Below are 25812 nucleotides of genomic sequence, written 5' to 3' on the forward strand. Positions count from 1 at the left end.
TAGTTTAGAGCTAACACAACGTTAAAGGCCGCTGAATTCGTGCCACTTACCCAGCCAAAGGAAGTTCAATGCAGAAGGTAGTGCCTTCATCCTCCTTGGTCTCAAACCAGATGGCGCCACCAGCACTCTCTATCCCGCGCCGCGCTACCGCTAGGCCTATCCCCGACCCTTTTTCCTTGGTAGTGAAGTTGGGTACAAAGATCTTCTCCTTCACCTCATCCGGGATGCCGCTACCATTATCCTGGATGCAAATTTTCACTCGGTCTCCTTCCAACAGCTCCATGCTTGCTACAATGTGCGGCACTCTGTCGGCAGGTACAGCTTGCACTGCGTTAATCAACAAGTTGTTGAACGTGCGCACCAGCAAATTTTCATCGGCATACACCACGTAACGGCCATCTTCCGCATCTGCTGGCACCTTCACCTGAATATCACGGTTGCCTACGCCTTGGTGCAGGGCTACGCAACGACGCAGCACGGCCGCCACATCTAGGCGCTCGGGCTTCATGGCGGGCAAATTGGTAAATGTGCTGAATGACGTTGCAATATCCGACAGCACATCAATCTGGGTGATAAGGGTCTGGGAGATCTTGCTGATCAGCTCTTCTGTGTTGGGGCGCTGTTCCTGAATGGCTTTTTGCAGGAACTGCAGGCTCAGCTTCATCGGGGTAAGCGGATTCTTGATTTCGTGCGCTACCTGCCGGGCCATTTCGCGCCAAGCGGCTTCTTTTTCTTGCGTAGCCAGCTCTTTCTTGCTGTCCTCAAGCTTCAACAGCATTTGGTTATACTCCCGTACCAGCAACCCAATCTCATCCTCCGATTCGTAGGCCAGTCGTTCGTTCTGCCCAGTTAGCGTAGTCTGCTTGAGCTTCTCCGTAATTAGCTTCAATGGCTCCGTCAGGATGCGGGAGGCCACAAAAGCCAGCACCAGAAACAGGATGAACATCACCGTGAAGATGTTCAGAATGGTTGAAATCAACTCCGTAAGCTTGTTGTCCAAATCCTTTTCCGAGTCGAAGAAAGGAATACCTACGTAGCCCAGCACAGCACCAGGTCGGCCCGGCGAGGTGGTCGTAGCCCGCAAAGGCAGATACAGAGCATTGAAAGAAAGCGTGCCCGCTCGCTCCGTGAGCAGCACCCGCGGTTTGCCACCTTCCCGCAACTCGGCCACGGCCTGGGGGTTGATCAGAGTGCTCAGTAAGCCCGATTCTAATATCAAGGGCTGACTGCTCACCAGCAGCTCACCTTGTGAGTTGTACAAGTTCAGGTCGGTTTCAGTGAGGCCCGATACGTTTTCGGCCAGCTCTACCAGATCTACTCGGCTAGCGGAATCAGCCAGCAGGTCGCGGTTCTTCAGTAGGTTGTCTTGCACGGCCTGGGCCCGCCGTTGGTATAGGCGCCGCAGGTCGCGCTTATACGAGTTAGTTACCTGACTAGCCGTGGCAATGCTCACTACCAGCAGCGGTACCAGAATACCCAGATTCAGGAATAGCTGAATTTTGGTACTGAAGTTGGTGCGCAGCAACTCCACATACTGCCCCCTGATCAGCAGATATACTCCTAGCCCTAGCACCCAGAAAAAGGTGAACAGCAGGAACAGGAAAGAAAAGTTAGCCAGCCAATCGGTAAAAGAGTAGGTAGCTGTTGTAACCACAACTACTCGGTGCTGCCCTTTCGGACCGCGCACCCCTAAGTGCTGGAAGCCATCAATGGATAGGCCTGTGGTATAGAGGCGCGGATCTTGAAGCAGAGAGTTGGGCAGCTGATTTATGTAATCAAAGTTGCCTTCATTGTATACCAACCGGTTGTTTTCGTAGCCGGCATAGCTCAGTTCGGTTCCTAGGCCAGGCTGGAAATACTTTTGGTCCATGAGCAGCTCCGGCACTACGCTGTTAGCAGTAAGCTTTTTCAAGGATAGCTCTAGCACCACGTGGCTGGTGTCGCCCTCAGCCATAGGTATTGGCAAAAAGGCAGCGTAACGGCGGCTCACAAAGGAAGTGGCTCCCCGCAACAAATAAATATTCGGATGATCGGTGGGCACCGCCTGCGGAAGCAGGTAATCCCGCATCTGCTTCAGGCTGCCTGGCATCCCTACGGCCAAATCATTGGGGCCGAAAATTGTGATATTGACCTCGTACTTGTCGAAATATCCGCGCAGGTAGTATTTAGCCACCTTCTGCCGAATAAGGTCCATATTGATAAAGGGGCTAGCCAGCATGGTCCGCAGCCCAGGGTCCTCGGCCATATCCACGGCGCGCTCAGCCAGCAAGTACTCTCCCTGCAGGTCATTATCAACTAGTAGGTTTCCGGCAATAGTTTGCTTGTTGAGCAGTAATTGCTGATCAAAGTGCTCATACAGTGCTAGGGCCCCCACGGCGGAGCTAACCCCCAGCATCAGGAAAATAAACAGGTACACCTGATAGGGCAGCACCGCTCCTCTTGTTTTAAGGCCGGTAATACGCAGCACCAAAAAGAACAGCAGCGCCAAGCCCAGCAGAATCAGATCAATCTGCCCAAAAACCAGCCCAAATGGCAAGATAAAAATGGTAGAAAATAGCAGCAGCGTAATTCCTAGGCGACGGGTAGCGGGTCGTACAATACTCACGAACACCAGCGACAACAGGTAGAAGCCGATCAGGTACCCGGTGGTATGCAATACAATGGCCAAGCACAGCAGAGCTTTGATGGAGCTGAACTGAATGCTTTGCGTGATGTCGAGCACCAACAAAGAGTTATTAAAACTGCTGGTGTAGAAATCAAACAGCAGCTCTAGCAGCCCAAAGAAGAGTAACACCGCTAGGCTACCCACTATCCACCGCTGAGTACCAACGGCGTGCTGAGTCCAACGAAGTACCCCGTACCGCCGGAACAACAGCAACGTGTAGTAAGCCGCCACCACGAACAAGATAGCGTTCAGCAACAAGTCGCCCAGAGAAGGCGACAGCCAGGAAGCTGCGTACACCCGCGGGTCAAACAGCCGCAGCTCAATAAAGGAGAACGGCAGGCCTAGATACAGCATGACCGCTCTAAACAGAGCCAGCGACAATACGACAGTGGCTGCGCCTTCTACCACTCGCCCTTTCTTAAAGAACCGCCGGGCCACTTGCAAACAAGCAGCCAGATAAAGCCCAAACCCCACTAACAACAGGCCTAGCGGCAAGTACCGACCCGTGATGGGGTCGGCCTGCAAACTCTCGATGGAGAACAGGTACTTGCCGTTCTCAGAGTAGATGCGGGGCCGCTTGGTAGTAGTGGTTTCCTTAACGATTTGCACCGTCAGGTCGCGGAACAAGGCCCGTTCTGATCCTTCTCGTAAGTAACGGTTGCTAATACCGTAGGCCAATTCCAAGGGCACATACGTCAGAATCACGTAGGGCCCCGCCACGTGGCGCATGGTTAGGAATTGCCCAAAGCGCGTTTCTACCAGCTTGTCCTCATAAATCTGCGTAGCGTGCTCGGGCTCGGGCCGCACAATATGGTCAGACCAATACAGCAGTTTTTCACCCCGAAAAATGAAGGTTGGGTAGGTAGTATGGCCTACCAACGACTGAAAGCTGATAGCATTGGCAGCTACATCCTGTGCCAGCTCAGCCGCTTCTTGCTTGGCTGTTTCTTCCGCCGCTAATACCTGCTGCTGTAAGCGAGAAGCTGCCAAATGCAACACAACCTCCGGCGTACGGCTGTACCGGTTGCTTACGTAGGCTCCAATAAAGCATAAGGCGGCCAGTAACAGTAATGGTACAGGCGAGAGACGAATAAACTTCAAGGTTCAGCGTGAATAGCGAGTGGCCTACCCGGTCGGGCTTAAGCGCTGATAGTAAGCAACAAAAATGCCGCCCTTGGGCGGCATTTCCTAACTTGGCTCTTTTACCTCTATTGAGTGCCTAGGAGCAGTGTGCGCAAAGTGACTGTCGTAGTGTACGCCCCAAAGAAATACAGCCTCATTACTCTGGCGCAGCGGAACAATAACGATGTGAGCATCAGCATAGCTATAGCCTCTGCTGTAGTATATATCCACACCGGTGAGTGGCGGGATAACTAATACAGCAACACCAAGACCGTAAATATTACTAGACCAGGTTGAGCGCCGAAGATTTAAACAGACACCCGCAATGAAAACGCAGACACTGCTGCAGCACAAGCGCAAGTGCCGGTAATGCGGCCCGATTAACGGCTATTAGCTACTTTTTTCTTCTTGCTATTCCGGTACCAGAAGTAGCCGACAGTGCCCATCAGTACATACGGGATAGTCATCAGATACAAGATGCCTTTATTGAGGCCTGTGGTATCGTAGCCATCTTTCTCCTGACGGGAAGCTTCTACCTGAGTTTTACACATGGTACACTGGGCTTGTACATTCAGCGGCAAAACACTGAGTAATACTCCCAGCAACATGGCTAACGCTCCAGCAAATACAGTCTTTTTCATCCTAGTACAACTTCAAATACAAAGATTGGTTGAGCGCTACGAGTGCCGTTCCTTTGCCATCCGTAGGCCTCTTTATACCACAACACTGAGGCAGCCAAACAATTCCCTGTTATCAGGTATAGTAAGGCGCAATCATAAAATACACTATTACTCCCGTTACGGACACATACAGCCAGATAGGATACGTCCAGCGGGCAATCCGCCGGTGCTTCTGAAACTGCTCGGTTAGGGCAAAGTATAGCGTAAATAGCACCAGGCCTACCGTAACGGCAGCCAGTACAATGTGAGTCAGCAGAATGAAATAGTAAACGCCTTTAATTAGGCCCGTGCCCCCAAACTTGGTGCTTGGCACCTGCGAGTGGTAGGCCACATACGATACCAAGAATAAGGAGCCCAGAAGGAAGGCTATCCCCATCATGGCCCGATGGCGTGCCACATTTTTGCGCCGGATAAAGTAATATCCAATCATCAGGAACACAGCCGTCAAAGAGTTGAGGACCGCATTTACCTTCGGTAACGATTTTACTTGCGCCCCCTCAATCCGAAACACGTCTGGAAAGAAGTACAGCACTGCCACTGCTACCGGGATTACCGCCCCCAACACAGCCGCTAATACCTTGTACTTTGTGAAATTGCCGGGATTAACGGCTGAATTATTCGTGGTCATAGGTGTAAAGCAACACTTCAATTTCGGTCATGAGCCGATTGATTTCCTTCTCGCTGGTGCCATCATAGATGCCACGCACGCGGCGGTCTTTATCAACCAAAAACACCCGCTGACCGTGCTGTAATCCGCCGCTCGTGCCGGCTGCAGGAGATAATCTAAACTCCTGTGTAGCCACTTTGTTCAAGGTGGCTTCGTCGCCCGTCAGGAAGAACCACTTTCCGGCAATGGCGCCATACTGCTCAGCATAACGAGACAGTACTGCTACCGAATCATGCGCTGGATCAGCGCTGAATGAGGCCATTTTAACGCGGGGTTCCCGTCGGAACTTCTCTTGTACGCGCATCAGCTGCGTATTCAGCCGCTGGTAGTCTGCACTGCCAGTCTCAAAGAAGCTTGCCACGTAAAGACCCTTATCTGCCAGTTCCGATTGCGAAACCTCCCGCCCCGATTGTGCCGGCAACCGGAAGTCACCGACTTGGTGGAAAACAGTATCGCGCTGCCACTTCCCGTCGACCTGTGTTGAATCCACATAGTCGGGCAGATAAGTTGGCAGCGCGTAACGGTTAGTTCCAAAGCTTTTCAGAAACAGAAAAGCTAAAACCGGAACCAGCAGAATGAGGCCCAAGACAAGTGTTTGTTTGGGCCTCATCCGTTAGGTTACGATGTTATCGACGGCAGCACCGATGGCATTACCCTCGGTAACCAGAGCTACAAGTAGCCAGATTAGCAGGGCCATTGGAATCATGATACTCCAGATGAGTCCTTTCGTTTCATGCTTCAGGTGCATGAACTCAGCCACAATAAAGAAGGCTTTGAAGATCGTCAGGATGATAAAGATCGAGTTACGCAGTGTGCTTGGATCCATGGCAAACACGAACACGAATTCCAGTGCCGTGATACCAACCAAAACAAAGAACGTCTTCCAGATCCAGCCCGTGTTAGGCTTCGGAATTTCTCCTACCTGCGCAGGAGCTGTGTTTACGTGATTAGCCATTGTGGTAAGGAAAATCAAACCCAGGTAGCTTCAACTCGAAAGTCAATAGCTACCTGGGTATAAATGAGGTTTAAACGAGGTAGAAGAAGGTGAAGACGAATACCCACACCAAGTCTACAAAGTGCCAGTACAGGCCTACTTTCTCCACCATTTCGTAGTGGCCACGCTTTTCGAAGGTACCGTTGGTAGTAGCAATGAAGCAGTATACCAGCAGGCAAACGCCCGAGAATACGTGCGTACCGTGGAAGCCCGTAATGAAGAAGAACAGGTCAGCGAACAGCACAGGACCATACTGGTTCATGGTCAGGTTGGCCCCAAAGAAACGAGTGCCATCGGCCATGATAGTTGGCTCCTCGTGACCACCAATGAAGTGGCTCCACTCCCAGGCCTGAGAGCTCAAGAACGTAGCCCCAAACAGGATAGTCCAAAGCAACCATTTCTGCACGTCAGCTTTATCCATCCGGTGGCCAGCTTCTACAGCCAGTACCATCGTTACTGAGCTAAAGATCAGGATCATCGTCATCAAGGCCACAAAGCCCAGTGGAACGTCCATGCCGTGTAGGCCAGGGAAGGCATTGAACACCTTATCTGGTACAGGCCAATAGTCAGTAGAGAACTTGAATGCGCCGTGAATTTTTTCGTCAAACGCAGCGTAGCGGTGACGGATCAGGCCATAAGTGGTCAGGAAAGCGGCGAACGTGAAAGCGTCCGACAGCAGGAAGAACCACATCATCAGCTTACCATAGCTGGCTTTGAAGGGCTCGTTCCCTCCATCCCAGGTGCCGGTGCGCGGCTTATCCAGGGCGGAATCAGGAATCGTCTGCGTCGTGGAAATGGTGGACATAGCGTGCGGGGGGTTGACGAAAATCTAGTGGTTCAAAAGTAGGAACAAATACAGGTACAACCAAAGCGCGCCGAGGAAGTGCCAGTAAATGGTCACGTTGCCAATAGAGAGCATTTGACGTGAATGCACCTGATAGTTAAAGCTTTTACGTAGCACCACCAACAAAAAGATGAGGCCCGTAATCAAGTGAAAACCGTGTACTCCGGTTAATACATACAGAAAAGAGCCGGAAGGGTTGGCATCGGTGCCGCCAAAAAAGATCCGGTTGTCTACCAGCTGTCCCCACATTGCCCACTGACCAGCCAAAAAGGCTACTCCTAGCAAGAAGGTAAGTAGCAGCCCAATACGAGCTTGGTTCACTTCATCTTTGCGCGCTGCAAACCACGCCCACTGCATAGTGGCCGAGCTGACAACGATGATACAGGTGGTAATCAGGAAACCAGCCGGCAAGTCAAACTCCAGCCAGTTACCTTCTTCGCGCCGCACAATATAAGCGCTGGTATAGGCTGCAAAAATCATGGTGATACTCACCATCATGAGCCAGAGCAGGAACCGCAGTGGGTGGACACCCGTGGCGGGCTGCTTACTATTCAAAGCTTCTGCAGGATGCATAAGATTGTTGTGTTAGAAGTACCAAAAAGCCGCCTAGCTGATTCCTAGGCCTGCTATTGAAGAACAAATAGCAGCTTGGATTTGTGCGCGTTAAAAGCCAGAAGCACGGCTTTATTTCCTGCTGCTCCCACTGGTGTGCATGACCTACATTCGATCAAGAACGAGGGCAATTTGTACAATTGGCAGGTAGAGAAAAGAACCAAACATGATGCTCATTGCAGCCTTTTTGCTAACCGTGCGCATCAAGTAAAACGTTTGCATCAGAAACAATACCCCACAAATAGCCGCTACCATAGGGTATGTAGTATTCGTCATCCCGAAGTAGAAAGGCAGTAGGCTCAACGGAATCAGGACAAGCGTATAGGTCATGATTTGGAAAGCAGTGCGCAGGTCCTTTTTACCTGGTGTAGGCAGCATCTTAAATCCAGCCTTCTTGTAGTCGTCGTCCAACACCCAAGCAATGGCCCAAAAGTGCGGGAACTGCCACATAAACTGGATTCCGAACAGTATCCAGCCTTCCACACCCAAATAGCCAGTAGCAGCAACCCAACCAATTAGCGGCGGTAAGCCGCCTGGAATAGCTCCTACCGCCACGCAGATCGGCGAAATCGTTTTAAGAGGGGTGTAAATAAAGCCGTACAGGATCAATGATACCAACGACAAGGCAGCGGCCAGAGGATTGAAGAAATAGGTAAGCAGGCCTAGTCCTATTACTCCTAATACAGCAGTAAATACCCAAGCCTCTGCCACCGATAGCACACCCATGGGCAACGGGCGCTTGGCGGTGCGCTTCATTTGCTTATCAAGCTCAATCTCGAAGATCTGGTTGATGGTATTGGCGGAACCTGTAACGGCTAGGCCACCTAGCATAACCAAAACAGCTTTGCCCCAGTCCAGCTCATGGGCTCCCAGCAAATACCCGATAGCGCTTGAAAAGGCTACTGTCAGCGCCAGCCGGAATTTGATTAACTGAAAATACGCCCTGGCTTTACTCATCAATTGTACAAACAAGTGACCGGGTTGAATGCACCCGGAACGGGGCCGCAAAGTTACGCAACAACGGCCGGAATAGCGGTCTGCTGCTGCAATTTAGTGGCCCGTCGATAGTCGACCAGGGCAATAAACTGCGCCCCGAACAGCAATGTGGCTATTGTGAGATGCACTGGCTGCACAACTGCGGGAAAGGAGAAATAAGCCAGTATTATACCTGCGAGTATTTCCAGCCCAATACAGGCGAGCACAGCAGTAGCCATTACGTGTAGCTTACGGGAAGGCAATAGGTATAAGCGGTAGGCCAGATAAACATTAACCAGGAGTAGCAGAGCCGAAAAAGTACGGTGGAAGCGGAAAGAACCACCCAGCTGGCTTACCCACTCAGCCCGATTCAAGTAGTTGTTGCTGAATGCTACCATATCAATTTGCTCCCGCACCTGTGTGCCCAACACAATTTGCCCGAAGGTGAGCATAATGGCAAACCATAGCCAAGCCGTAAGTCCAGGAATAGCCCGCACTGGTTGCACTACCACGTGTATTCTCTGCGAACGGTCGACGGCATAAATAAGCAGTGCTACAATTAGCAATGCCAGACCCATATGAATTGTCACCATGATAGGCAGTAGGTTGGTTGATACCACCAATGAGCCAAGCCAACCCTGTACTCCCGTAAGCAGGAAAGAGCCAAACGCAAGCCAGAATACAACTCTATCCTGTTTCCAGTAAGGCACCGCAAATACTACAGTCAAAAATACGAAAACGCCAATTAAAGCTCCTACCAAACGGTTGACGTACTCAATCCAAGTTTTGACAGGGTTAAAATCCGTTTCGATATACTGAGTAGGGTGAGCAAAAATGTCTCCGGCTACCTGATGGAAGCCCATACGCTCCAGTTTAGCCGCCAGCTTCTTATTCTTTTCAACTCGTTGAGCGGTATATATCTCCTTATAGTTAGACGGAAGCTGACTAATATCAGTCGGTGGTACCCATGTACCGAAGCACCTAGGCCAGTCTGGACAGCCCATTCCAGAACCCGTACTGCGTACAATCCCGCCGACTAAAATCAATATGTAGACAGCAACTACTGTTAAAATTCCTATAAAGCGAAAACGACGAACGTAGTCAGAACCAGACATGTCGAAGAAGAACGGTTGATACTTAGCAAACAATCTTTATTAAGAGTTTGCTTCATGAAACGCAAAAAACCGACACCGACTAAGCCGATGCGGTTGCGTTAAAAGACAAATGGGCCGCCATAAACACAGCGGCCCATTTGTCATGCTATAACCAAATGGTTACTACTCCATCTCCTTCTCGTAAGGCAGGTTTGAAGACTGCGTCTGCGAGTAAGGAACGTTCTGCGGGATGAAATCATCAGCAGCACCTGGCTTACTATAATCATAGGGCCAACGGTGTACAGCAGGAATAGCGCCAGGCCAGTTGCCGTGACCAGGAACAACTGGAGTAGTCCACTCCAGCGTGGTTGAACGCCAAGGGTTCTCGCTGGCACGACGACCACGGAAGATGCTGTAGAAGAAGTTAAAGACGAACACAAACTGAGCAAAGAATGCCAGAATAGCGGCCACCGAAATAAACTTGTTCAAGTTAGCAAACTGGCTGAAGGTATCGAAGCCAGTCCAAGCGTAATAACGACGAGGGAAACCAGCAATACCTACATAGTGCATGGGCAGGAACACAAGGTATACACCAAGGAAGGTGAGCCAGAAGTGTACGTAACCCAGCTTCTCATCTAAGTGACGGCCAAACATCTTCGGGAACCAGTGATACACGCCAGCAAAGAGACCAAAGAAAGCCGAGCTACCCATTACTAAGTGGAAGTGAGCTACCACAAAGTAGGTGTTGTGCATCTGGATGTCGAGAGCAGCGTTACCTAAAACGATACCCGTCAAACCACCAGCGATGAACAGAGACACGAAGCCAATCGAGAACAGCATGGCGGCCGTGAAGCGGATGTTACCGCGCCACAGGGTGGCCAACCAGTTGAACGTCTTCACAGCTGAAGGCACTGCAATAATCAGTGTTAGGAACATGAAGACTGAGCCGAGGAAAGGGTTCATGCCCGTCACGAACATGTGGTGAGCCCACACAACGAACGAGAGCAACGAGATACCCAGCAGAGAGCCAATCATGGCGCGGTAGCCGAAGATAGGCTTACGCGAGTTGGTAGCGAGGATTTCGGAAACCATGCCCATGGCGGGCATAATCACGATGTACACCTCGGGGTGGCCTAGGAACCAGAACAGGTGCTGAAACAGGATAGGCGAACCACCAGTGTTAGGCAATGCCTGCCCGGCGATGTAGATATCAGACAGAAAGAAGGACGTGCCAAACGAGCGGTCGAAGATCAGCAGCAGAGCCGCCGAGAACAGTACCGGAAAGGCCAGCAGGCCGAGAATGGCCGTCAGGAAAAAGGCCCAGATAGTCAGCGGCAGTTTGCTCATGCTCATGCCCTGGGTGCGTAGGTTGATGACCGTGGTGATGTAGTTCACGCCTCCCAATAGCTGCGACACAATGAACAAAGCCATCGAAACCAACCACAGTGTCATACCGGCCCCCGACCCCGGAATGGCCTGGGGCAACGCACTCAGTGGCGGATAAATTGTCCAACCAGCTGCCGCAGGTCCTGTCTCAATGAACAGGGACACAAACATGATAACGCTGGAAATAAAGAAGAACCAATACGAGAGCATGTTCATGAAGCCTGAGGCCATGTCGCGGGCCCCAATCTGCAGCGGAATCAGGAAGTTGGAGAACGTGCCCGACAGGCCCGCCGTGAGCACGAAGAACACCATAATGGTGCCGTGCATGGTCACCAGCGCCAGGTAGAACTCGGGGTTGAGCTTACCAGCTTCAATCCACTTGCCGAGTACTGGCTGCAGCCATTCAAACGTGGATTCTGGCCAGCCTAGCTGTAGACGGAAAAGGCTCGAAAGCGTACCACCAACTATTGCCCACAGCATACCTGTAATCAGGAACTGCTTGGCAATGGTCTTGTGGTCGGTGCTGAATACGTACTTCGACAAGAAGCCTTGCTCGTGGTGCTCGTCGTGGTGCGTATGCTCATTATGCGAGATGCCAGGCTCGGTTACACCGGCCCCACCCTGCACTTGAGCTTGGTTAGGAAGATTAGCAGCCATATGAGAAGCGTGCGTTTAAAGTAGATTAAAGCGAAGCTTTAGCAGCAGGTACTACTGCGGCGGCAGGAATAGCCGCTTCCTTGCTAGCTAACTTATTCGTCTTTTGCTTGAAGCTAGCCAGTACATCTGGATTCTGCTCCGAGAAAGACTTCTGCTGAGAGAACCACGCAACATAGTCATCTGGTTCATCGACTACAATGTTCAGCTTCATTGCGAAGTGACCACGACCACAGATCTGGTTACAAGCTAGTTCATAGTTGAACTTTGGATTGCCCGTCTGCGCCCGCATCTCATCGGTAGACTTAGTAGGAGTAAACCAGAACTTTGTAGGCATGCCGGGTACAGCGTACATCTGCACGCGGAAGTGCGGCATGTATACAGCGTGTAACACATCACGTGAACGAATGCGTAACAACACTGGATGGCCTTTAGGTACGTGAATCTCGGGAGCTACAAAGTCATCTAGGCCACTCTGATCACTCAGGTCAAAACCAAATTCGTTGGTAGCGTCGATCAAGCGGTAGTTAACCATACCTAATTTTTGGTCACGGCCGGGGTAACGTACAAGCCAGTTAAACTGCTTGCCCATTACTTCCAATACCACTGCATCTTTAGGAGCAGGACCAGTTATACGTGACCACTCTTTCCAACCTGCGAATACCAGGCCCGCCATCACTACAGCTGGGATGAGAGTCCAGATGATCTCAATCTTGTTGTTGTGAGGGAAGAAGAAAGCACGACGTCCCTCCTTATGCTGATACTTGTAGGAGTAGACAAACAACAGAATGTGAGTGAGCGTAAATACAATGCCCAGGATGATCATTGTCGTCCAGAACATTCGCTCAGTAGCGTGCCCGTGAACGGATGCAATCGGTGGGTTCATCTTATCGAAGTTATCGACAAATGACCAAGCGAAAGCTGCTCCACCCACAATCATAAAGACGATGAAAAGGATGGCGTTAACACGGTTACTTACTCCAACTTCGCGTGTTGTACTACCCGAAAAGATGGAAGTCAGAATCTGGAGACGGAACAGCAGGCCGAATACGACCAGCAGTAACGCCAATACCAGAAGAATACCAAGTGCAGTCATGAGAAAAGGGTAAGCTGAAACTGTGAGAGATTAGAGGTGAGAAGTCAGGCCTTTGTAGTCTTCCTCTCACCTCTCAATACTCATGTCTATGATTAGGTCGTATGATGCACACTTTCATCCAAGAACGGATGATGGATCGGCACCAATGAGGCCTGTGATAGGCGTTTGGTTATCAAGAGCAAGAATGATCCTAAGAATATCAAGGCTGTTCCAATCTCTATGATAAACCCATTCTCAGCCTGCATAGTTGCTGGCATGATCATTAAATAAAAGTCGAACCAATGACCTATGAGAATGGCAATGCTCACAATTTTCAACATGATCATTTGACGCTTTGCATCCCGAGTCATGAGGACCAAGAAGGGGAAAGCAAAGTTGATGAATAGGTTGAAAAAGAAGATCCAAGTATACTGACCATTGAACCCACCCAGACGCTGATTGTAATAAACAGCTTCTTCAGGCAAGTTGGCATACCAAATGAGCATGAACTGTGAGAACCACACGTAAGTCCAAAAGATGCTGAAGCCAAACATGAATTTACCTAGGTCATGCAAGTGGCCCTCTTTTATGAACTGGAGATAACCAGCCTGCTTCAGGAAGATTACAATAAGTGTGGTTGCAGCAATACCAGATACCCACCAAGAAGCGAATACGTACCAGCCGAACATCGTTGAGAACCAGTGGGTATCAATAGACATCACCCAGTCCCAAGCTGACATAGAAGAACTCACTGCGAATAGAACCAAGAACAAGGCAGAAGCTGTAATGCTTTTGTGAAAGTACTCGGTACCGCCGTTCAGATCTTCCTGCAGAGAAAGCGTACGTAGCTTATTGGTAAATACTACCCAGATTACGATATAAGAAACAGTGCGGATTAGGTAGAAAGGAATGCTAAGAAAGCCTGATTTACCAGCAATGATTGCATCATAGTTGGCATTACCCTTTTCCATGATACCAGGCAGAGTCCAATGGAAGATGTCATGGTTGATCAATCCAGCTAGGAAGATCAGCACCATTAAAACACCACCTGGTAATACCCATGCGCTAAGGGCTTCATTAACACGCTTGATCAATACAGACCAGCCGGCGTAGGCCACATATTGGATAGCCATAAACACGGTTCCAATTACAGACACTCCTGTAAAGAACACGTTATTGTGCCAAAGACTAACAATTAAGCGCTTCAACCAAGTAGGGCTACCATGGTGGCCAGTACCTTCATGACCAGCAGCACCGTGGCCAGCGGCAGCGCCATGAGCTGCCGCAGCACCCTCATGGTGTTCTGCGCCAATGCCCATTGCAGCTACAATCAGACCGATAACCAGCAGAATTACGCCAGCTACAATGAAAGTTATAAATCGTTTACGTGCATTCGGCGAAACCTCCAGGTATTCAGCCGTCACGTTTTCGTGATGGGTCAGAGTTGCCATATCCAGTTAGTTCGCCGTTCCGTTACGTGCTTTATCACCCTGAGCAGGTGTAGTAGAACCTTTGTCAGCCTGAGCCTCTTCTACTGGGCCCTGATTCAAAGCTTCAGTGGTCTGAGCAGTGTCCGTGGCTGAAACGCCTTTGGATGCAAGTAGGTCAGTAAGCCCATCAGGACCTTTGCCTAACTGTAGTACGCGAACGTACATGGCAATCTTCCAACGCTCTTCTGGGTTTACCTGCGAGCCATGAGGCATCATACGGCCTTTACCCCATTGAATCACGTGGTAGATGTGGCCTTCGTTCATGGTTTTGTAGGCACCCGTCGAATAGTTAGGTACCCCTTTGAACTTCACTCCTACTGCTCCCTGACCATCGCCTTGTTCACCATGGCAATGTTGGCAGTTGCGCGTATACAGTGTTTGGCCTTCCGCTAGGTTTTCCTTGGTGTAAGCGTAAGGCTCACGTAACGTCTTTTCGGCGATGCCAACGCTATCCTTACCGATGTGCGTAAAGTAGTTGAGCTTACCACGAGGTACAGTTCCTATGGCAGGAGTCCTCATGTTGAGACCCATAGGATTTACCTTATTGGTGCTCTCCTGTTTCAGTGGCTCGTAAGGGATGGAATAGTACATCTCCGGAGCATATTCCACTCCTGGGTCATCGGCGCGGTTGCAAGCGGTGGTGAACACCGATGCCAGCAGAACCGCCGACGCTTGCAGAGTTATTTTCAGCGAATGCGTCATTAGAACTTAGACATTTCTTTTTGGTTCACCTCAGAAGCACCGTTGTCACGCAGCAACTGCGACAGTTTAGTCATGTCGGTATTTTCATTTACCTCAATGGCCATTACAAACTTGTCGTCAGTGGAGCGTACATCCAGTACAGGAGTTTTCCAACGTGGGTAGAGCTTGCTAATGGTATAGAAGGTTATAACCATACCGTGGCAGCAGAAAAACACCGTCAGCTCGAAAGATACTGGGATGAAGGCAGGCAGTGCGATATGCGGCTTGCCACCGATAATCATAGGCCAGTCGAAACCGAGCGTATAGATCTGTAGCCACAGCGCGAAGCACAATCCAGTTAAGCCGAAGAAGAATGCGGCAATAGGCAATCTGGAACGCTCGATGCCAAGCGCGTCGTCAATACCGTGAACGGGGAACGGGGAGAAAACCTCGTAGATTTTAACGCCCGCTTCACGGACGTTCTCAACAGCGTGCAACAGCACGTCTTCGTCGTCGAAGATGCCGAGGGCGAAGCGCTTAGTCATGCTTATCGTAGTTTACAGGAGCCGAAGCCGGAACCCCGTGGGTGGAGGGTTGATGTGTAGTCGGAGCGTGGTGAGGATCGTGGCCAGTATAGGTTGGGCCGTTATCCACAGTGTACTTCAATACAGACTTCACTTCTGCCATGTTGATCACAGGGAAGAATTTGGCGAACAACAAGAACAGTGTGAAGAACAAACCAATCGTGCCTACATAGATACCGATGTCAATAATAGTAGGCGAGAACATTACCCAGCTTGAAGGCAGGTAATCGCGGTGCAGCGAGGTAACGATAATAACAAAGCGCTCGAACCACATACCAATATTCACGATGATCGACAGGATGAAGGTCAGTGGGATGCTGTAGCGCACCCGACGGATCCATACCAGCTGCGGCGTGATTACGTTACAAGTCATCATCGACCAGTACGCCCACCAGTAGGGACCAGTAGCACGGTTGATGAAAGCATATTGTTCAAATTCAACCTGAGAATACCAAGCAATGAAAAACTCAGTGATGTAGGCCACACCCACAATTGAACCAGTTACCATCATGATTTTATTCATGAGGGCAATGTGCTCGATGGTGATATAATCTTCTAATTTGAATACTACCCGAGTGATAAGCATCAGGGTAAGTACCATAGCAAAACCCGAGAAGATAGCACCTGCTACGAAGTAGGGAGGGAAGATAGTCGTGTGCCAACCTGGAACTACCGAGGTAGCAAAGTCCATCGATACAATAGTGTGTACCGAAAGTACGAGTGGGGTAGAAACACCAGCCAGAATCAGCGAGACGGTTTCGTAACGCGACCAGTGCTTGGCTGAACCTTTCCAGCCCATGCTCAGCAGCGAGTAAGCTACTTTTGCGATAGGACCTTTTGCGCGGTCACGGATGGTGGCGAAGTCAGGAACGAGGCCAGTGTACCAGAATACTAGTGACACGGTGAAGTAGGTCGAGATAGCAAACACGTCCCACAGCAGGGGCGAGTTGAAGTTTACCCACAGCGAACCGAAAGTATTCTGGAAAGGGAATACCCAGTAAGCAAGCCAAGGACGGCCCATGTGCAGTACTGGGAACATAGCGGCGCAGATTACAGCGAAGATCGTCATAGCTTCTGCAGCGCGGTTGATGGAAGTCCGCCACTTCTGACGGAACAGCAGAAGAACTGCTGAAATGAGGGTACCAGCGTGACCGATACCTACCCACCATACGAAGTTGGTGATGTCCCAGGCCCAACCAACAGTCTTGTTGAGGCCCCATTCACCGATACCATACCATAGAGTACGATAAACGGAATAGAAGAATACGCCGAGGAGAACAAGGGCGACGCTTAAGGCGGCCATCCACCGAACATTCGGGGCGGCTTCTACCTGGCGACACACGTCCTGGGTGACGTCGTGGTACGTTTTCCCCCCGGTTACGAGCGGCTCCCGTACAGGCGATACGTGCTGCATATGTTTAGACTTAAAGGAGTAAACGGGAAGGGCTATTTAGCGCTAGGCCACATGGCCCTCCCCTATGGCTCTGTTTCTAGGCGTTACGAACTTCTGCTTCCGTGTTACGGATCTTAGTCAGATACGTGATGTTCGGCTGCGTGTTGATTGTGTCAAGTACGTGGAACGCACGCTCACCATCTTCACGACGCATGATCTGCGAGATACGCGAGTTAGGATCACGCATGTCACCGAATACGATGGCCTGAGTAGGACAAGACTGGGCGCAAGCTGAAACAACTTCACCATCCTGCGGACGACGCTTTTGCTTCTTTGCTTCCAGTTTGCCGAGCTGAATCCGCTGTACGCAGAAAGAGCACTTTTCCATCACACCACGAGCACGTACTGTCACGTCGGGGTTCAGCACCATCCGGCCCAGATCAGTGAACATGTGACCGTTAACTGTTTCGAACTTCTCATTAGAGTAGTACGAGAACCAGTTGAAACGACGCACTTTATATGGGCAGTTATTAGCGCAGTAGCGAGTACCTACGCAACGGTTATAGGTCATTTGGTTGAGACCTTCCGAACTGTGCGTAGTAGCTAGTACGGGGCACACCGTTTCGCAGGGAGCGTGGTTGCAATGCTGACACAACATCGGCTGGAAGATAACCTTTGGGTTGTCCGAGGGATGCTCCATAGCCTCATAAGTGTCCAGCTTGCCTTTCGTCTCAAAGTCCTCTTTGTGCGCATCAGAGCTGTAGTAGCGGTCAATACGCATCCAGTGCATTTCGCGACGGTTGAGTACTTCCTGCTTACCAACTACTGCTACGTTGTTTTCTACTTGGCACCCAATCACGCATGAGCCACAGCCAATGCAAGAATTGAGGTCGATAACCATTCCCCAGTGGTGGTTCTTATACTCGTAATCCTGCCACAGAGAAACTTTATTAGGCTTTTGTGGGCCTTCTGGAGTAGAGATAGTCTCGTACTCAGTTACGTCTTTAGGATCTTTGATATAATCAGCCAAAGAAGCTTCCTGTACCACGGCCTTGCGGTCCATGATTGTGTGGTGCGTCTGAGTCTGAGCGATTGGGGATTTTGCTTCTGTCTCCTTGATGTTTACGACGTTGGTATAGAGGATACCATCGTTACGCATAGAAGCAAGAGGCAGTACGTTAGCCCCTACTCCATTAGCTACTTTACCTGCATTAGTACGACCGTAGCCTAAGGCAATGCTAACGGCTCCGTCGGCTTGGCCAGGCTGAATCAATACGGGCAGTTGGATTGATTTCCCGTTAGCGCTTACTTCTACTACATCACCCTGCTCCCACTTGCGCTCAACAGCCATTTTGCGAGACACAGCTACGTAGTTACCCCAAGTAGCTTTAGATACAGGATCAGGTAATTCCTGTAACCAAGGGTTATTAGCGTAAATGTTAGCGCCATTGCCAATACCTACTTTTTCGTAGATAGTGAGTTCAATGCCAGATGGCTTTGGAGCTGATTTAATAGCGGAAATAGCGGCATTAACATCGAGAGGAGCGGCTACACGAGCCACAGGAGCCGGCGAAGCGGTACCAACAGCAACTCCATCGTGTACAGCGGTGTCCCATGCTTTTTGGAAGTTACCGCCTAATACTCCTTTCCACTGATTGCGGAGGTAATTGTAGTAGGTTGTTGGATTACCTGCCCAAGCTAGCAGAGAGTCCTGTGCCTGGCGTGTAGCGAACAGCGGCGTGATAACTGGCTGAGCTAAGCTTAAAGATCCACGCTTGGGCTCATAATCGTTCCAAGATTCCAAGAAGTTATGGTCTGGTGCTGCATATGTACACAGAATACCAGTTTCGTCGAGGCGGTCGTTGAGGGAAATAGTTGTCTTAACCTTCTTCAGGCCATTAACTACTTGCTCAGCTAGGGGATGATCGTATGCAGGGTTGGCGTGGTAGAAGATCACTGCTCCTACTTGCCCAGCGTTCATCTCACGAATCAGACGAGCCATGCGAGCATCATCTCCCTGACGAATCATGGAAGGAGCTGCAACATCGACAGCAGTCGAACCTAACGTTTGGTTGATGGCAGCCACGAGAGTTTGAACCGCAGGATCATTAGAACCGGCAACAACCAGTGCCGCGCCACGAGCATTCTTTAGGTCCCGAACGGCCTTAGCCAGCTGCTTGCTCTCATCATTGTAGCTTGAAGCTGCGCCACCACCTATAATTGCATTGTATAGAGCCAATACAACTTCACCTTGCATAGATGGCTTCACAGCTACCCGCACGTCAGCATTAGAGCCCGTCAGAGTCAGGGCCGACTCAAACTGGTAGTGACGAGACATCTCGCGCTTTTCGCTCGACACCTTGCGGTTGGTGATGTACTGCTGAGCATATTCTACTGGCGACAGCCAAGTACCCAAGAAGTCAGCACCAACACTTACGATTGTACGTGCCTTGCTAAAATCATACGAAGGAAGCACTCCTCCATTTGCCTGTAACAAGCCAGATGCCGAGTTAACATCGTACATCACGTGCTCCGTGCTGGGGAAGCGTGCAGCAAATTCAGCGATAACCTTCTTAGTAGAAGGGCTGATGATTGTTGGAGAAACGATGGCAATTTTCCCAGTTGCGCTAGCTAAAGCAGCACGAACCTCTTGGTCAACTTGGTCGCGGTCGGACTTAACGTGCTCGTTGCCTTTCTTAATGGCAAAGTGCTGCAGACGACCACCATCGTACAGGCTTAGAACTGCAGCCTGAGCACGAGCAGACAGGCCACCACGTGTGATAGGTGATTCAGGGTTGCCTTCAAATTTAATTGGGCGGCCTTCACGAGTTTTTACCAAGATGCTGTTATAGTCTTGGCCGATGAAAAACGTGGAGGCATAAAAGTTTGCAATTCCTGGATCCACCTCTTCTGGCTTGTTGAGGTAGGGAATTGCCTTTCTGATGGGGGTTTCGCAGCTGGCGAGGGTAGCGGCGGCAATGCCGAAGCCCATGAGCTTAAGAAAGTCGCGGCGGGGGGCCACCGTGGCATCCGAAGCACCATGAGATTCCTTCACCGGGAGGAAGTCTGCAAACTCAGTGAGTGCATTCTTCATGAACTCCGGTGAGTTCTCCAGTTCCTCAATTCCCTTCCAGTACTTAGGCGACTCTTGCATTTGTTTAGGGGACTTAGGGTCTTGGGGACTTGGGGTTTCGGCTTTGTTGCCCCGCTTAGTCCGCAAGTTTAAGGCTTAGTTAAAGGCTTAAGGCTTCTTGATTCAGGCGCCTAGGTTGTTTAGAGCAACATCCTAGGCGCCTGATATCTTACTGACCTATTAGTAGTGGCACTTCGAGCACTCAGTGCCACCATTCGACGATACCGTAAAGGGAACTGCACCGTTTTTGGTATCATGCAACTTCACGAGGTTATCATAGTAGGCATTGCCTTTCGTGTTCAGAGGAGTTTCGCGGTGGCAGTTAATGCACCAGCCCATGGTCAGAGGAGAGTACTGGTAAACCACCTCCATATTCTGAATAGGGCCGTGGCAAGTCTGGCATTCAATACCGCCTACCTGAGTGTGCTGGGAGTGGTTGAAGTATGCCAGGTCAGGCAGGTTGTGAATACGAACCCACTGGATTGGCTGCTTGCGCTCAATAGCACGGTAGATCTTCTTGATCTCAGGCGACTCCGTCTTAACCTGCGAGTGGCAGTTCATACAGATATTAGCCGAAGGGATGTTAGCTGACTTGCTCTTATATACTGAGGTGTGGCAGTATGCGCAGTTGATTTGGTTTTCACCAGCATGCAGCTTGTGCGAGAAAGCAATTGGTTGGGTGGGCTGATAGCCCTGCTGCAGGCCTACACCCATAGCACCTTGCACCGACTCATACAGTACTGCCAGAACGAATACCACTCCAACAATCGCTCGAACAGCAGTAGACTTGTAAATCTTCGAGTAGTCGAAGCGCTGCTCAATGATTTCAACATCACGACCATCAAGGTCCTTACGGCCGCGAAGCACGTCTTTCATGATGTTGGCGATGATAACCAGCGTAACTACCAGCACGATGAGCACTACTACCAATACAATCAGTAGTACGTTCATATAGCTTCCTGCACCAGCAGCAGCGTCATCACCAGGAGTCTTGCTGCCATCGCCAGGAGCGATATTGGTACCGTTCGCATTGTCGTTAGGACCAGTAGCTTTTCCTTCCTGCGAAGTTACCCAGGCAACAATAGAGGTAATCTCCTGATCAGACAGCTGGAAGCTGGGCATCTGCTGCTTGCCGTACTGATTGAAAAGCTTCACAGCATATTCATCACCACTGGCAACAACTTTACTTGAATTCTTTACCCATGGAATAATCCAGGACATTGGACGACGCTTGGTAATACCGGCTAGCGCCGGGCCTACCACTACGTCGTTCACCGCATGGCACTGGGCACAGTTACCTTTAAACAAGGCATCACCGGCCGCAATGGCAGCGGCATCGCCACCACCGGCAGCGGGTGCAGTGGCTGTAGCAGCAGTTGCGCCAGCCGTAGCGTCGGGCGCTACACCTTCCTTACTCACGGCCGGAGCCGAGCCTACCGTTTGTGCCAGGGATTGACCGTAGGCAGCAAGCGTCAGAAACAGAGCAAGAAGGAGATGAGGAAGAGAACGAAGTCGGATGCTATTCATAGCACAATTTGACGGGGAAAAAGAAACTCGGGGGTGCTCCAAGGCCACAAATGTAGGTCGGGAAACGCAGAGAACAAACCCGCTTCTGCTAATTTTCGCCCTTTGGCGATAGTCTAGAATTAGTCTAAAAAGCTATGGACAATGACAATTCCACCGCTTTCAGCAGGTCAATGCAATTTCCTACTCTCAGACACTTCTGCTTCGCTCCTACTCCTACTTTCTCAGCGCACACCTCTTTTAATAGGTATCAGAATTGCAACTCTACAACGAAGAAGAAAGTTTTGCTAACTGACTATCAATTGCTTGCTACAAACTCTTCCGCGAATTATTTATCCTTATAGTATAGTACCAAGGCAAAAACCTATTACCTTTGCCCCCTCATTTAGTTTTTCACACAATTTTCACCCCGTCGTAATGGAAGTAAGAAATTACGAGACGGTCTTCATTTTGACTCCCGTTCTGAACGAGAGCCAAGTGCAAGAGACGGTCGAGAAGTTCACTCAGGTGCTTAAGGAAAATAGCGCCGACATTATCAACACTGAAGCTTGGGGCCTCAAGAAACTGGCGTACCCAATTCAGAAGAAGTCCACTGGTTACTACTTCCTTGTAGAGTTCACCGGTTCGGGCAACATCGTAGACACGCTGGAGCTGGCTTTCCGCCGCGACGAGCGTGTAATTCGCTTCCTGACTACCGTTCTGGACAAGCACGCCGTAGCTTACGGTGAGCGTCGTCGCAAGGGCGAGATGAATCAGCAGAAAGCAAAACAGTCGGAAGCCGTAGCCCAGTAAGTTAGAAAGATGAGCCTCGCCAACGAAAAAATCCACAAGCAGGATACGCGCAAGAAATACTGCCGCTTCAAGAAGAACGGCATTAAGTACGTAGACTACAAAGACCCGAACTTCCTGCTGAAGTTCGTGAACGAGCAGGGTCGCATCCTGCCCCGTCGCATCACGGGCACTAGCCTGAAGTTCCAGCGTAAAGTAGCTCAGGCCGTGGCTAAAGCCCGTCACCTGGCGCTCATGCCTTACGTAACCGACTCGTTGAAATAAGTTGTTAGTTGACAGTTGTCGGTCGGGGCTTTTGCAATCGACTTACAACTAACAACCAGCAGCTAGCAACTCAATAAAGACATGGAAGTAATTCTGAAAGACGACGTTAAAGGCCTGGGCTACAAGAACGATACCGTTACTGTAAAGCCTGGCTACGGCCGTAACTACCTGCTCCCGCAGGGTCTGGCTATCCTAGCCGACAAAACCAACAAGAAAATTGTAGCCGAGAACGTACGTCAGGCTGCTCACAAAGCCGAGAAGGTGAAAGCGGATGCCCAGGCAATTGCTACCAAGATTGGTGATGTGGTACTGGACATTCCTGCTAAAGTGGGAGAAAGCGGCCGTATTTTCGGTCGTGTAACCACTCTGCAGCTGGCCGACGCACTGAAAGCAAAGGGTATCGAGGTTGACCGTAAGCGTCTCTCGTTTGACTCGGAGCCAAGCGCAGTTGGTGAGTACACTGCTACGGTTGACCTGCACCGCGAAGTAAAACACAAAGTACGCTTCAACGTAGTAGCTGAATAAGCTATTCCGCTTACGTATAAGAAAGCCCGGCTGCTTGAGTAGCCGGGCTTTTTTTCTTACTGGAACGCCATCAGCATCTACTTAGTGATGCTTCGAATATTTCTATTTTTCAATGCCCGACAACCTAGTCAACTATTCACTGTGCTTCCGCATGGTTTTGGTTGAACGAGCGATGTTAAGTAGGTTGCCTGTCCGTTGGCCGCTTTAGGGCCGTATCAAGGAGAAATGTTTCGTACTGAATTACCACTTACGCCTCATCCGCAACAACTGCCGCACTCAGCGCGGGTGTTGACGATAGGCTCATGCTTTTCGGATTCTATTGGAAATCGATTAGCAGATTTTAAGGTGGCAACACTGGTAAATCCCTTTGGCACCGTTTTCAATCCTGTGTCAGCGTGCAAATTGCTTCGGGCAGCGGCGGGCGAAGATATGGATTGGCAGCAGCACTTACTGGAAGCACGTGGCCGCTGGCAGAGCTACGACTTACATGCCACCCTTGGCGCCGACTCGCCAGTAGACCTGCTGCAGCGCATTCAGAGCATTGTGCGTGACACCGGCGTTTTCCTGGCTACTGCTGATGCAGTAGTGCTGACGCTGGGTACTGCGTATGCGTATCGCCTGCGGGAAACTGAAGAAATCATCAGTAACTGCCATAAGGTACCAGCGGAGAAATTTGATAAAGAGCTTCTGACCGCAGATGAAATCATTGCGGCTATTGCGGAGACGCACGCGTACTTGCGGCGGATAAATCCTCGCTTACGCTTTATCCTGACGGTAAGCCCAGTGCGACACTTGAAGGAAACATTGCCGCTCAGCTCAGTAAGTAAAGCCATGCTACGTGTAGCTTGCCATTACCTAAGCGAGTTGCTACCCGATGTCTCTTACTTCCCGGCTTACGAGTTGCTGGTGGATGATCTGCGGGATTACCGTTTCTATGCTTCAGACATGCTGCACCCTTCTGATGTAGCAGAAAACTACATTTGGGAGCGTTTTACACGCACGTATTTTGATGCGGCTTTTGGCCGGTTCAAAAAAGAGTGGGAAGGTATTCGGCAGGCATTAGCTCACCGACCTTTGCACATTGCGGCACCCGAGCATCGGCAATTTCTGGAAGGCACCCTCGCCCGGCTGCAGCGCCTTAGTGCGCAGGCTGACGTGCGGATGGAGCTGCTGCATGTAGAAAGAGAATTAGCTGCTCTTCCCTTACCTCCTCCCCCACCGGCTCCTGAGCCCGAAGATGAGGATGAGGAAGATGAATTCTTTGACGACGATCAACCTCAGGAAGCAGATCAAGCTAGGGCTGAGCTGCTCAGTCAAGGCACTGGCCTACTCATTGAGGCAGAAGAAGCTGATGAATCAGGAACAGACGAAGCCAACCCGGAGGAGGCCTACGAGTCAGCTTACTCAGGCGCTGAGTTGGAATATGCGGCGGAAGATGAGCTAACGGAGGAAGAGGCTGATGCTAGCGCGCAAAGCGAGGAAACACCCGTGCGCAAGAAGAAGCGTCGGTCGCGCGGAGGCGCTAAACGCAGTAAGCGCAAAGCGGCACGTTTGGCAGCTGAAGCCGAAGCTGCCATGGCTGTTACGGCAGTAGATACGCCGCTAGGCCAGTCTAATGCTGACTCAGCGGACAAGATTGAAGCTACTCCGGAGCCTGCATCGGCCTCCGAAGGCATTACATATATATCCGAAGCAGAGCTTTTCGGTAAGACGAACAGGCCTAGCGTACCAGAGCTACCAGAAGCTGTGGTTCAAGAAGAGCCTTTGCTTACGGCGGAAGAAGCGTCGGCTTCTGATGATGCACAAGACGCGGCTGAACCAGTAGAGCGAAGCTCACGCCGGCGTAATCGCCCACAGAGGAAAGGCCAGCAACAGGAGCGGGAACCACGCCGGGGTAACCGTCCGGCCCTGTATGCAGTACCTCCTGCTGAGGAAACTGCGGCCCATACAGAAGAGGAACCAGTAGCAACGGAAACGGCACCTGTTGCTGTAGAATCTGCGGCTCCGGTATCAGAGCCCATGGAAGGAGTTGCTCCAGAGGTTCCAACGGCAGAGGAAGCACCCGCTCCGGCACGAAGCCGTACCCGCAACCGCGGAGGAGCAGGACGCAACCGTGGAAACGCTGCCAAAAGTCGTGTGGCTGCCGCCGCCGAGTCTGCTGCTGCCGCTGCGCCGCAAAGCATGTCTCCTACTGCTGAAGTGCCCGTTGAAGCTGTTACGCCCAGTGCTCCTACTCCTAACGAATCGGTAACCGAACCAGCGGCAGCCCCAAAATCACGACCGAAGCGCGCTCCACGCAAGCCGGCAGCTGCCACTTCGGCCCCGGAGGCAGCTACTCTGCCCGTGGAGGCTGTTGTGCCCGAGCCACAGACGCCGGTAGCTGCTCCTACTCCTAAGAAACGCCCCACCCGAAAGGCAGCATCAACTCCGGCTCCGGAGCAAACGCCCGCGGCGCCCACTTCGGACAACGCAACGCCGGCTCCCAAAGCACCTCGCAGCCGTAAGAAGCCAACTCCCGCTCCAGATCCTACCCCGGCTCCTGAAGAAGTCAAGGCACCAGCGCCCAAGCGCACTAGGCCACCCCGCCGCAAACCTGCCGCTGACCAAGGCACGGAGGCCAGTGAATAATGCGGCCTAGATTCTGGTATTGTGCATGATTTA

The 25812-nt window shown here is 50.9% G+C and carries 21 protein-coding genes; 4 read left to right on the forward strand and 17 right to left on the reverse strand.

All coding sequences use genetic code 11. From position 1 onward, the window contains the following. Nucleotides 1-46: 46 nt before the first annotated feature. The 17 genes from EU557_RS18085 to EU557_RS18160 all read right to left on the reverse strand — a co-directional run bounded on the left by EU557_RS18085 (nt 47) and on the right by EU557_RS18160 (nt 21576). Nucleotides 47-3766 carry a sensor histidine kinase gene (locus EU557_RS18085; RefSeq protein ID WP_135531877.1) on the reverse strand — a complete coding sequence of 1240 codons (3720 nt, stop codon included), beginning with the start codon at nt 3764-3766 and terminating at the stop codon, nt 47-49. A 401-nt stretch (nt 3767-4167) separates the two neighbouring features. Continuing rightward, nucleotides 4168-4338, reverse strand: coding sequence for a hypothetical protein (locus EU557_RS25565; protein WP_167855264.1), 171 nt, complete (start codon nt 4336-4338; stop codon nt 4168-4170). Nucleotides 4339-4540: 202 nt separating this feature from the next. Next, nucleotides 4541-5095 (reverse strand): DUF420 domain-containing protein, encoded by a 555-nt coding sequence (locus tag EU557_RS18090; protein WP_135531878.1) that lies wholly within the window; start codon nt 5093-5095, stop codon nt 4541-4543. Continuing rightward, nucleotides 5082-5720, reverse strand: coding sequence for an SCO family protein (locus EU557_RS18095; protein ID WP_210116079.1), 639 nt, complete (start codon nt 5718-5720; stop codon nt 5082-5084). Before EU557_RS18095 ends, EU557_RS18090 begins: the two co-directional genes overlap by 14 nt. Before the next feature lie 27 nt (nt 5721-5747). After that, nucleotides 5748-6089, reverse strand: a complete 342-nt coding sequence (locus EU557_RS18100) for a cytochrome C oxidase subunit IV family protein (RefSeq protein WP_135531880.1) — start codon at nt 6087-6089, stop codon at nt 5748-5750. Nucleotides 6090-6159: 70 nt separating this feature from the next. Next, nucleotides 6160-6933, reverse strand: a complete 774-nt coding sequence (locus tag EU557_RS18105) for a cytochrome c oxidase subunit 3 (RefSeq protein WP_135531881.1) — start codon at nt 6931-6933, stop codon at nt 6160-6162. A 24-nt stretch (nt 6934-6957) separates the two neighbouring features. Then, a complete protein-coding gene (locus tag EU557_RS18110) occupies nt 6958-7545 on the reverse strand; it encodes a cytochrome c oxidase subunit 3 (protein ID WP_135531882.1) in 588 nt (195 codons plus the stop codon). A gap of 144 nt (nt 7546-7689) precedes the next feature. Then, nucleotides 7690-8541 (reverse strand): heme o synthase, encoded by an 852-nt coding sequence (cyoE, locus tag EU557_RS18115; protein ID WP_135531883.1) that lies wholly within the window; start codon nt 8539-8541, stop codon nt 7690-7692. A gap of 53 nt (nt 8542-8594) precedes the next feature. Next, nucleotides 8595-9674, reverse strand: a complete 1080-nt coding sequence (locus tag EU557_RS18120; RefSeq protein ID WP_135532080.1) for a COX15/CtaA family protein — start codon at nt 9672-9674, stop codon at nt 8595-8597. 162 nt (nt 9675-9836) lie between these two features. Then, entirely contained in the window at nt 9837-11696 is a 1860-nt protein-coding gene (locus tag EU557_RS18125; protein ID WP_245326316.1) for a cytochrome c oxidase subunit I, read from the reverse strand. 25 nt (nt 11697-11721) lie between these two features. Next, entirely contained in the window at nt 11722-12789 is a 1068-nt protein-coding gene (locus tag EU557_RS18130) for a cytochrome c oxidase subunit II (protein ID WP_135531884.1), read from the reverse strand. A gap of 92 nt (nt 12790-12881) precedes the next feature. After that, nucleotides 12882-14219, reverse strand: a complete 1338-nt coding sequence (locus EU557_RS18135; RefSeq protein ID WP_210116080.1) for a quinol:cytochrome C oxidoreductase — start codon at nt 14217-14219, stop codon at nt 12882-12884. Nucleotides 14220-14225: 6 nt separating this feature from the next. Further along, a complete protein-coding gene (locus EU557_RS18140) occupies nt 14226-14960 on the reverse strand; it encodes a c-type cytochrome (protein ID WP_135531885.1) in 735 nt (244 codons plus the stop codon). After that, the gene (locus tag EU557_RS18145; RefSeq protein ID WP_135531886.1) at nt 14960-15484 is read right to left on the reverse strand and encodes a DUF3341 domain-containing protein; all 525 of its coding nucleotides are present in this window, start codon (nt 15482-15484) and stop codon (nt 14960-14962) included. Before EU557_RS18145 ends, EU557_RS18140 begins: the two co-directional genes overlap by 1 nt. After that, complete coding sequence (nrfD, locus tag EU557_RS18150) at nt 15477-16937, reverse strand: NrfD/PsrC family molybdoenzyme membrane anchor subunit (RefSeq protein WP_245326317.1); 1461 nt, start codon at nt 16935-16937, stop codon at nt 15477-15479. The genes EU557_RS18145 and nrfD overlap by 8 nt, the downstream gene beginning before the upstream one ends. Nucleotides 16938-17013: 76 nt before the next feature. Then, a complete protein-coding gene (locus EU557_RS18155) occupies nt 17014-20070 on the reverse strand; it encodes a TAT-variant-translocated molybdopterin oxidoreductase (protein ID WP_135531887.1) in 3057 nt (1018 codons plus the stop codon). 159 nt (nt 20071-20229) lie between these two features. Beyond that, nucleotides 20230-21576, reverse strand: coding sequence for a cytochrome c3 family protein (locus EU557_RS18160; RefSeq protein WP_135531888.1), 1347 nt, complete (start codon nt 21574-21576; stop codon nt 20230-20232). A gap of 414 nt (nt 21577-21990) precedes the next feature. Here EU557_RS18160 and rpsF point away from each other — a divergent pair, with 414 nt between their 5' ends. The 4 genes from rpsF to EU557_RS18180 all read left to right on the forward strand — a co-directional run bounded on the left by rpsF (nt 21991) and on the right by EU557_RS18180 (nt 25779). After that, the gene (gene rpsF, locus EU557_RS18165) at nt 21991-22365 is read left to right on the forward strand and encodes a 30S ribosomal protein S6 (RefSeq protein ID WP_135432176.1); all 375 of its coding nucleotides are present in this window, start codon (nt 21991-21993) and stop codon (nt 22363-22365) included. A gap of 9 nt (nt 22366-22374) precedes the next feature. Continuing rightward, a complete protein-coding gene (gene rpsR / locus EU557_RS18170; protein ID WP_045687822.1) occupies nt 22375-22626 on the forward strand; it encodes a 30S ribosomal protein S18 in 252 nt (83 codons plus the stop codon). A gap of 81 nt (nt 22627-22707) precedes the next feature. Then, nucleotides 22708-23151: a 50S ribosomal protein L9 gene (gene rplI / locus EU557_RS18175; RefSeq protein WP_135531889.1), complete on the forward strand. Its 444-nt coding sequence runs from the start codon at nt 22708-22710 to the stop codon at nt 23149-23151. Between the two features lie 225 nt (nt 23152-23376). After that, nucleotides 23377-25779, forward strand: a complete 2403-nt coding sequence (locus EU557_RS18180) for a GSCFA domain-containing protein (RefSeq protein WP_135531890.1) — start codon at nt 23377-23379, stop codon at nt 25777-25779. Nucleotides 25780-25812 lie beyond the last annotated feature (33 nt).

Origin of the sequence: Hymenobacter wooponensis (assembly GCF_004745865.1) — a bacterium.
GTDB classification, from domain to species: Bacteria; Bacteroidota; Bacteroidia; order Cytophagales; family Hymenobacteraceae; genus Hymenobacter; species Hymenobacter wooponensis.